The sequence below is a fragment of the Photorhabdus kayaii genome, from assembly GCF_025384895.1.
In the GTDB taxonomy this organism is placed as follows: domain Bacteria; phylum Pseudomonadota; class Gammaproteobacteria; order Enterobacterales; family Enterobacteriaceae; genus Photorhabdus; species Photorhabdus kayaii.
In genome coordinates this window covers 1-2,038 of the sequence record NZ_JAJAFZ010000163.1, presented here as the reverse complement: position 1 = coordinate 2,038, position 2,038 = coordinate 1, and the positions used below count along the sequence as shown (strand labels likewise).

General features: G+C 49.5%; 2 pseudogenes. One reads left to right on the top strand and one right to left on the bottom strand.

From position 1 onward, the window contains the following. Positions 1 to 444: 444 nt before the first annotated feature. Positions 445 to 864 (bottom strand): annotated as a pseudogene (locus LGZ98_RS23570) (RNA-guided endonuclease InsQ/TnpB family protein); the annotation flags it as partial. Between the two features lie 204 nt (positions 865 to 1,068). Between LGZ98_RS23570 and LGZ98_RS23565 the strand changes: the two are divergent. Then, positions 1,069 to 2,038: pseudogene (locus LGZ98_RS23565) on the top strand (IS1182 family transposase); the annotation flags it as partial.

Genomic DNA, 2,038 nt, shown 5'->3' with positions numbered 1-2,038 from the left:
GGGGCGTAGTTCAATTGGTAGAGCACCGGTCTCCAAAACCGGGTGTTGGGAGTTCGAGTCTCTCCGCCCCTGCCAGTTATAAGTTAAGTGGCAACTAGGGTAGTTCATAATATTGGTGATCCATATACGCTACTTGAATTAGATTATTGATAAGGCGCTGGCTTCTTGGTCGGCGCCTTTTTTCTAATGGAACTTTGTAAGAAAAACGGATTTGCCTTTACACTAAAAATCCTCTTATGCGAACCTTTTCTCCAGAGATGATCTCACTTGGAAAATTTGTTCCCAAATATTGTCTGGTTCGTAAAGCCAATGTTGCCATCGATTTGAATTCATCATTGATGTTGTTACACATTTTTCAGTTCTCAATGTTATTCGATCTTATAGCAATAAAACCTTTCTTTGTGACTGCTCCCCGCCGCAAAAAACGGCGAGGCTTCCCACTTTTCAGGCCGCCACCGTCTTTATGACGGATTTACGCTGGCCTCCGTGGGCAGAAACGATGAGTCCCGCCGCCCGTAATTCTGTTGTGCCCTTGCGCTGGATGTTGATCGCCGCATTAATATCGCGGTCATGTTCGACATGACAAACCGGGCATTGCCAGATCCGCTTATTTAGCGGCAGTTCTGGCATTTTGTGACCGGAGCCATGGCAGGTTTTCGAGCTGGCGAACCACTGATCCAGTTTGACTAGGTGAACACCTGCCGCCGCGGCTTTGTATTCCAGTTTCATGAGGGAGCCATGTCAGCCCGCATCCCCGATAGCGTGGGCAAGGTGGTGATCCTTCATTATGTTGGCCGATTTCAGCGTCTCAACAATGACCGCTTGGTTTTCGTCAACCATTGTTCGAGAGAGTTTGTGTTGAAATTGGTCGCTCTTAACATATTCAGCGCTCATTGATAGAGTGCATTCATTTTAGCCTATTTTACAGGCAAATATCAATTCAGTCAGGATACGTCGCAGTAGCCAGCCCTAAAGCCCTTTGGGCTTTCAGATTATTGACAAAGTGCTGGTTTTTTATCCGGCCTTTTGTTTTAATTAAGTTCCGTTCACCAAACGGAGCTTGCCGCCATGTTAAGAACACCGCCTCCTCAGACTTTCCCGCCAGAAACGCTTTCGCTTGACGAGCTGGTACCCAAAAATCATCGGGTCCGTAAAATCGATGCCGCTATTGATTTCGAATTTATCCGCGAATGAGTCGCGCCTTTGTATTGTCATAATAATGGCCGACCGGCTATCGATCCCGTTATGTTGCTTAAGATGATGTTACTGAGCTATTTATTTGGCATTCCCAGTGAACGCCGTCTGGTACAGGAAATTCAGGTTAATGTAGCTTATCGCTGGTTTCTGCGCCTCGGACTGACTGAGAAGGTGCCTGATGCTTCGACCCTGAGCCAAAACCGCCGCCGCCGTTTCAATCACAGCGAGGTCTTCCAGCAGATTTTTGACCACATTGTTGAGCAGGCGATCGCCAGAGGGCTGGTGGGTGGACGGGTACTCTATACGGACAGTACCCACCTGAAAGCCAGTGCCAATCCACATAAATCTGAGCAGGCGATGCGGTCGGTTCCCCTCAGCGCCTATCTTAACGAGCTGGATAACGCGGTCAATGAAGACCGGGCTATTGCCGGAAAAAAGCTTAAAGCCAGCCCTTAAGGAACGGCAGAGAAAGACGAAGGTCAGTATCCCCGATCCGGAAAGCGGATTTATGCACCGGACCAACAAACCCAGGGGGTTCTTTTACCTTGACCACCGTAGCGTGGATGGAAAAGTCGGCATCATCACCGATACCTACGCCACCCCGGGCAATGTCCACGACAGCCAGCCCTTTATTGGGCGTCTGGCGCGTCAGCTCAAACGATTCTCCCTGGCTCCCCTCGCGGTTGGGCTGGATGCGGGCTATTTTACGGCCCCAGTCTGTTATTTAACGGAACAGTTAGGCGTCATCCCGATAATCGGTTACCGCCGCTCGAATAAGGGGCCGAACGTCTTCCAGAAGAAGCATTTTACCTATGACAAGCAGCAGGACTGCTATGTGTGC